This is a genomic window from Micromonospora antibiotica, assembly GCF_017599305.1.
In the GTDB taxonomy this organism is placed as follows: Bacteria; Actinomycetota; Actinomycetes; order Mycobacteriales; family Micromonosporaceae; genus Micromonospora; species Micromonospora antibiotica.
The window spans coordinates 256,220-262,843 of the sequence record NZ_JAGFWR010000008.1 but is presented as its reverse complement, the minus strand read 5'-3'; the positions used below and the strand labels follow the sequence as shown (position 1 = coordinate 262,843).

4 protein-coding genes are annotated in these 6,624 nt (G+C 72.0%); 1 reads left to right on the top strand and 3 read right to left on the bottom strand.

Translation table 11 applies throughout. The features are described from left to right. Positions 1 to 744: 744 nt before the first annotated feature. Entirely contained in the window at positions 745 to 2,379 is a 1,635-nt protein-coding gene (locus JQN83_RS17080; protein WP_208568155.1) for a glycosyltransferase family 39 protein, read from the top strand. Between the two features lie 54 nt (positions 2,380 to 2,433). Here JQN83_RS17080 and JQN83_RS17075 read toward each other — a convergent pair whose 3' ends face one another. Genes JQN83_RS17075 through JQN83_RS17065 form a run of 3 tightly spaced genes read right to left on the bottom strand, consistent with a single transcriptional unit; the run spans position 2,434 to position 6,616 of the window. Beyond that, on the bottom strand, positions 2,434 to 3,972 hold the full coding sequence (locus tag JQN83_RS17075; RefSeq protein ID WP_208568132.1) for a glycosyltransferase family 39 protein: 1,539 nt from the start codon (positions 3,970 to 3,972) through the stop codon (positions 2,434 to 2,436). Further along, positions 3,969 to 4,967 carry a glycoside hydrolase family 26 protein gene (locus tag JQN83_RS33160; RefSeq protein WP_208568131.1) on the bottom strand — a complete coding sequence of 333 codons (999 nt, stop codon included), beginning with the start codon at positions 4,965 to 4,967 and terminating at the stop codon, positions 3,969 to 3,971. The genes JQN83_RS17075 and JQN83_RS33160 overlap by 4 nt, the downstream gene beginning before the upstream one ends. Further along, a complete protein-coding gene (locus JQN83_RS17065; RefSeq protein ID WP_208568130.1) occupies positions 4,964 to 6,616 on the bottom strand; it encodes a glycosyltransferase family 2 protein in 1,653 nt (550 codons plus the stop codon). Before JQN83_RS17065 ends, JQN83_RS33160 begins: the two co-directional genes overlap by 4 nt. Positions 6,617 to 6,624 lie beyond the last annotated feature (8 nt).

The window sequence follows — 6,624 nt, the reverse complement described above, 5'->3', positions numbered from 1 at the left end:
GGGGGCCGGTGGGCCAGCGCGGGGGCCGGTGGGCCAGCGCGGGGGCCGGTGGGCCAGCGCGGGGGCCGGTGGGCCAGCGCGGGGGCCGGTGGGCCAGCGCGGGGGCCGGTGGGCCAGCGCGGGGGCCGGTGGGCCAGCGCGGGCCGGTGGGCCAGCGCGGGCCGGTGGAGGGCCGGTAGGCAGAACCAGGGGGCCGGCCGGCGAGCGGTAGATCGGCAGATCGATCCCCCTATAGCCGTCCCCGCTGATGTCTCATGGGCGTCCTGTCGAGCTGATGACGTAGACGAATCGCCACTCCGGCCGACAGGCCATGCAGAGCATTGATGAACACCATCCACGAAAAGAAGGGGCCGCTCCGACCGCCGACGACCGACGGGTCGGGATCGGGATCAGTGGCTGACGGCGGGATCGGTGCCGGTCACCGGGACCGGGATAGGGATAGGGACCGAGAGCGGATGTAATCCGCGGTCGGTGGGTCGGTGGGTCGGTGGGTCGGTGGGTGGGTGGGTCGGTGGGTCGGTGGGTCGGCGGGTCGGCGGGTCGGCGACCGTGAATCGTTTACGACATCAGCTCTAAAGGACGCGAACCACTACCACCCTGCCCGCCAGGAGGATGCCGTCCCGTTGGACGCCGGCCGGTCCAAGCCCCGAGGGCGGCACCATCACCGCTCGACGGCGGACACGGTGGGATTCGGCTCCGGCGGCATCGTCGGGACGGATGTGGGACCCTCGACCGGTGGGCACAATGTCCGGAAAGCGGCATTGGTGGTTGGCGGCAGGATCGTCAGCGGGTTCGTGGACGGGTGCGCTGGTCTGGGCGGTTCCGCTGGTGGTCACCCTCGCCGCCGGCTGCTACGGGATCAGCCAGGCCCAGCCCTGGCGCGACGAGTTGGCCACCTGGAGCGCGGCCACCCGAGGTGTCGGGGACGTGTTCCGGCTCACCCGAACCGTCGATGCGGCGACCGGGGCGTACTACCTGCTGGTGCACGGCTGGACCGGGGTGTTCGGCGACTCGGTGGCGGCGCTGCGGCTGCCCTCGGTGCTGGCGATGGCGGGGGCGGCGGGCTTCACGGCCGTACTCGGGCGGCGGTTGTTCGGGGCACCTGCCGGGCTGACCGCCGGCCTGCTCTTCGCGGTCCTGCCGGGTACCTCCCGGTATGCCCAGGAGGCCCGGCCCTACGCGCTGGTGACCTTCTTCGCGGTGCTGGCCACCGTGCTGCTGGTCCGCGCGTTGGACGGCCCGGGGTGGCAGCGCTGGTCCTGCTACGCCGCAGCCGTCGCCGGGCTCGGTCTGGCCCATCTGCTCGCCTTGGGCCTGCTCGCCGCGCACGCCGTGGTGGTGCTGACCGCCCGGGTCCACGGCCGTCCGACCGCCGACCCCACCGGTCCGACCGCCAACAGCAACAGCCGACCGGGCGACAGCCGACCAGGCGACAGCCGACCAGGCGACAGCCGACCGGGCGAAGGCGGACCGGGCAACAGCGGGCGGTGGGACCGGCGGTTGGGGTGGTGGGCGGTGGCCGTGCTGGTCGCCGGGGTGGTGCTGTCACCGCTACTGGTCACCGCGCAGGGGCAGCGGTCCCACCAGCTCGACTGGGTCGCCCCGGCCCGGCTGGCCGACCTGGCGGCGTTGCCGGGCGGGCTGGCGCAGAGCGGCGTGGTGGGCGGGCTGCTGGTCGGACTCGCCGCGCTCGGGGCCGCCCGCTCGGGGCGGCGCGGTCTGCTCCCCGACGCCTGCGTGGTGCTGCCGGTCCTGCTGCTCTTCGTCGCCGCGCTGGCCGTACCCCTGTGGGTGCCGCGTTACCTGTTCTTCACGGTGCCCTTCGCCTGCCTGCTCGCCGGTGCCGCCCTGGCCGCGCCGCCCACGGCCCGGACGGGAACGGTGGCGGTGGTGGTGCTGGCCGCGCTGCTCGGGCTACCGGACCAGGCGGCAGTACGGCACAGTCACGGCTGGCCGCGCAGCGCGACCGTCGACTACCGGGGGGCGGCGGCGGTGATCGCCGCCGGGCAGCGGCCCGGTGACGCGGTGGTCTACTCGCCCCGCGACGGTTGGCTCTTCCTCGACCTCGGCATCGACTACCACCTGGCCCGGACAGCCGGGGACCGGACAGCCGGGGCCGCCGCCGGGGCGCGACCCCGGGACGTGCTGGTCACCAGGGGGCGGCGGGACCGAGCCGATCTGTGGGTCGACGAGTGCCCCCGACCCACCGAGTGCCTGGCTGGCGTGGACCGGGTCTGGCTGGTCGTGGCCGGGCGGCACGACGATCCGCTCGCGGCGGTGCCGGGCGGCAAGGGCGACGCGCTGCGGGCCGGGTTCACCGTCGAGCAGGTCCGCCCCCGGCCGGGGGTGACGGTGGCGCTGCTCGTCCGTCGGCGTTGACCACACCCGCCCGACCCGGCGGATGCCGGACGGGTGCCCGGCGCAGCTCCCCCGTCAGGCCGGTTTGCGTTCCAGCAGGACCACCCGGACCCGGTCGAACCGCTCGACGTGCCGGATGAGGAAACGCTGCCGTAGCAGGGCCTCACGGGCCGGTGGCAGCCCGGCGAGCGGGTCGTTGAGGTGGCCCGTCTCCACCAGCCAGATCCGCCTGGTGTCGCCGAGGCAGGGCAACGGCTCCCGGCACTCGCGGGCGGTCAGCCAGCCGGTCTGCCGGGCCGGTACGGCCACGAAGACGTCCCGGGGGTGCAGCTGGTCGCGCAGCCCGTAGTCGGTGGCCTTGCGGGCCACGTCGCTGGAGCCACCGAACCCGTCGTTGTAGGCGACCCCGTCGCCCGGCTTGACCTGCTTGCCCAGGTAACGGACCGCGTCGAGGTAGCGGGGCTGCCCGTCGGCCTCGTTGGAGCGGACCCGCTCCTGCGCCGGCAGGGTCTGCCAGGCCAGCACCGGCAGCAGCATCAGCGCCCCGGCCAGCCAGGCCGCCGGCACCCGCCCCCGGGTCGCCAGCCGGGCGGTGCGGCAGACCGCGAACGCGGCGAGCAACGCCCACGCCGGCACGGTGAACAGGAAGTACCGGGCCAGGAACAGGTGCACCACGCTGAACGTCAGGTAACCGGCGACCGGGGGCAGCACGGCCCAGATCAGCAGCATCAGCACGGTGTTCCGCCACTGCCGGCCGGCCACCACCACCGCGAGGACGGAGAGCGCCGCGACCAGCGCCAACGCGGCCGTCGTGCCGGTCAGGTTCGCCAGGAAGCGCAGCACGGCGTCGCCGTCGTTCTCCACCCAGGAGATCTGCCCGGACTGCCGGCTGCCGAGGATCAGCACCGGGAGGACGAACAGGCCGGCGATACCGGTGGACGCCGCCCACCGCCACCGGGGCTCCTCGCCGGGCACCGACCGCCACAGGTGGAACAGGTGCGCGACCACCACCAGCAGCGCGACGAAGTGCAGCCAGCCGACCAGCACCAGCAGCACGCCGTACGCCCACCAGCGGCCCCGGGTCGGCCGGTCCACCGCGCGCAGGAAGAGCCAGGTGGCCGCCACCGCCGCCAGGGTGACCAGGGCGTACGACCGGGCTTCCTGGGCGTACCGGGAGACGGTGGGCAGCAGGGCGAAGACCAGGCCGGCCAGCACCCCGACCGGGGTGTCGAAGAGTCGCCGCCCGATCAGGGTGACCAGCCCGGCGGTGAGCCCGACCGCGAGCACCGACGGCAGCCGCAGGGCGGTCGTCGAGTCCCCGGTCAGCGTGGTCAGCACCGACATGATCACGTAGTAGCCGGCGTGCACCAGGTCGATGTTGCCGACCAGCATCCGGAACTGCTCGACCGACAGTGACGTGACGTGCCAGGTGACCAGTTCGTCGTTCCACAGGTCCCGGGCGTCCAGCCGCCACCAGCCGAGGCCGAGCGCGACGACGGTCGGCAGCAGCGCCCACCAGCCGCCGCCCCGGCCCGCCGCCCGCCGGGGTACGGCGTGGCCGGTGACCTCCGCCGGGTCGGCCTGCCCGGTCCACTGGATAGCCGGCGCGGTCACTTCACGGTCCGGATGTCGAAGCCGAAGGTGTCCTTGGCGGCGGACCGGCGGAACGCGCGCAGCGCGGCGTCGTCCCGGTCGATGTTCCACTTCCCGGAGCCGTTGATGTTGAAGTAGGCCACCCCGAGGAGGTCCTTGCGCCTGGTCACGTTGGTGAGCAGGTCGGTGATCTGGGCCGGTCGTCGGCTGCTCGGTTCGGCCCCGGTCTCCACGATCAGCAGCGGACGCCTGGTGAAGGTGCGGATCTGGGTGATGGTGGGGACGAAGAGGTCCTGGAACGTCTTGAGGCCACGGTTGGTGTAGTACCCGTCCATGCCGACCCAGTCGACGTAGGCGTCCCCGGGGTAGAGCGCCCTGATGCTGACCTTGCGCAGGTAGTTGACGACGTTCGGGGTCCACGTCCAGATCACGTTGGTGGCGCCCTGCTGGGTGAAGATGTCGTGCAGGTGCCGCCAGGCGGCGACGTACTCGCTGGCCTTGGTCTGCTTCGTCCCCCAGGAGTACCAGTGCCCGTTCATCTCGTGGGCGAAGGTGAGGGCGATCGGCAGGTTCAGGGTGCGCACGGCGGCGGCGAACTCCTTGACGTACGCGTCGTGCTTGCCGGCGGCGATGTCCCGCAGCGGCACGTCGTACGGCTCCCAGCGGATCACCGCCAGCGCGCCGTAGTTGTGCAGCTCGCGGACCTCGCTGGCGGCGAACCTGTCGTCGAAGCTCTCGAAGATCGCCACCAGGTTGGGGGTCTTGCCGGTTTCCTCGGCGAAGGCGCGGACCCGGCCCATCTCGGCACCGCCGGTCACGGTGACGCCGAGGTACTTGCCCTTGGGTGACTTCAGCGCGGTGACGTCGTACGCCGGAATCTGTTCCTCGGCAGCGGCGGCCCCGCCCGGCCCGCCGGCGGACCCGGCGACCTTGATGTCGACCCGGCGCAGCACGGCGAACTCGGTGAACGCCAGCGCGACCACCAGCAGGAAGGTGACGAGGTATTTCGTCCTCACCGGACGACCTCGACGTCGCGTTCCGGGTCGACCAGCAGTGCCTGCCCGACGACGGCCAGGTAGAAGACCGCGCTGAGCAGGGCCGGTACGAAGATCCACGGTTCGGGTTCGACGAGCATCCGCCAGCCGGCGACACCGGCCCAGACCAGGCCGGTGCCGGCGGTCCAGACCTTCATGGCGGTCCACAGCCGTCGGGTCTTGCTCTTCTTGGCGGTGCCGCCGGTGGGCTGCCAGCCCATCCGCCGGCCCCGGACGATGTCGATGATGGCGAAGGCGTGCGCCCAGCCGTAGAGCATCTTGACCGTCCAGCTCTCCAGGCCGTAGCGGCTGCGGTGCCAGAACGGAAAGATGATCATGTTGTAGACCACGCTGGGCAGGATCAGCAGGTAGTTGGCGAGCGCGATCTGATGCGCGAACGCGGTGAGCATCAACACCGGGATGACCGGCGCGACGAAGGTGAACAGCCCCGTGTGCAGGTAGTAACAGAAGCCGGAGATGTAGCTGAGCCGGGCCCGCAGCCGCAGCTTCGTCGACCAGAACTTCCTCGACCCGAGCAGGCTCATCGAGCCGGCGCACCAGCGGTACTGCTGGGTGAAGAACGAGTCCACGTCCGACGGGCAGAGCCCGGCGGCCAGCACGACCGGGATGTACCGCAGGTTCCACCCCTTCATCCGCAGGTCGAAGCCGGTGTGCACGTCCTCGGAGTGCTCGATCAGGGTGGACCCGCCGATGGAGAACAGCGCGTCGCGGCGGTAGACGGCACAACTGCCCACGCAGATCGCCGAGTCGTGGGCCTGCCGGGACACCTGCACCGACCGGTAGAACAGCTCCTGCACCGCCCCGGCCCCCCGCTCCACCCAGGTCTGCCCCAGGTGCACCCGGAAGAACTGCGGCGACTGCACGATGCCCGCGTTCGGCTCGGCGTCGAACCAGGGCAGCATCTGGTCGAGCATGTCCTTACGCGGGACGAAGTCGGCGTCCAGCACCAGGATGAAGTCGCTCATGGTGCGTTCGAAGGCGTACCGCATGTTGCCGGCCTTCTTGAACCAGCCCCGGTTGGGTCGCCGCTGGTAGACGAAGCCGAAGGCGAGCGCCATCCGTTCCATCGCCTCGTTGGGCGAGTCGTCGAGCACGTAGACGGTGACCTCGCCCCGGTAGTGGCGGCCCATCGCCCGCACGTGCTCCCAGGTGTTGCGCAGCACGTGCGCGGGCTCGCCGCAGACCGGCAGGAACACGTCGACGCTCGGGTAACGGGCCGGCCGCCAGGTGCGCACCAGTTCCTGGTGGCGGGCCAGGTCGAAGCCCGGGGTGAAGAGGTTCACCGCCAGCGAGATGAGGTAGTAGACGACGGTGAAGAACAGCAGCGGGGCGAGCAGCCACAGCCACGGGGTGAGCCGGACGAAGAGCAGTTGGCTGGTGATCAGGCAGCCGAAGCTGACCAGCGACGGCACCATCAGGGCGGCCAGTCGCCGCTTGCGGTAGGAGAACAGCTCGGCGTCCGTCGGCGGCAACGGCACCGGGGCGTACGCGGGCCGGTGCGCCTCGTCGGCGGGCTTGCGGGGGGTCCACTTCGAGGTCTGACGCGGCACCCGGAACTCGGCGGTCGGCGACAGCACCGCAGCCGGATCGACCGCAGGCGGTGAGGTCATCGCTTCGT

Bases quoted from the DNA above. Each gene is read 5' to 3' on its own strand.
- JQN83_RS17080 (WP_208568155.1), top strand. From the start codon at position 745: ATGTCCGGAAAGCGGCATTGGTGGTTGGCGGCAGGATCGTCAGCGGGT.
- JQN83_RS17065 (WP_208568130.1), bottom strand. From the start codon at position 6,616: ATGACCTCACCGCCTGCGGTCGATCCGGCTGCGGTGCTGTCGCCGACC.